The sequence below is a fragment of the Oleiphilus sp. HI0066 genome, assembly GCF_001635725.1.
The window spans coordinates 1-296 of the sequence record NZ_LWFH01000948.1; the positions used below are offsets into that span (position 1 = coordinate 1).

The following is a 296-nucleotide window of genomic DNA, read 5'->3' on the forward strand; positions in this document are numbered from 1 at the left end:
AACACGACCATAGTGAGTCGGGTGTACGTCACGTACTTCGAATCCTGCACGCTCACGCGTCAAACCACCTGGGCCAAGCGCAGAGACACGACGCTTATGCGTTACCTCAGATAGAGGGTTGTTTTGGTCCATGAACTGAGACAACTGGCTAGAACCAAAGAACTCTTTGACTGCTGCAGCAACTGGTTTTGCATTAATTAAATCTTGTGGCATCAAGCCATCAGACTCAGCCATGCTCAAGCGCTCACGTACAGCTCGCTCAACACGCACAAGACCTACGCGGAATTGGTTTTCAG

General features: G+C 50.3%; 1 protein-coding gene. It reads right to left on the reverse strand.

Annotation, left to right across the window (positions count from 1 at the left end; translation table 11 throughout):
- Nucleotides 1-296: hypothetical protein (locus A3738_RS10790; protein ID WP_156504204.1), on the reverse strand; the 296-nt coding region annotated here is incomplete at both ends.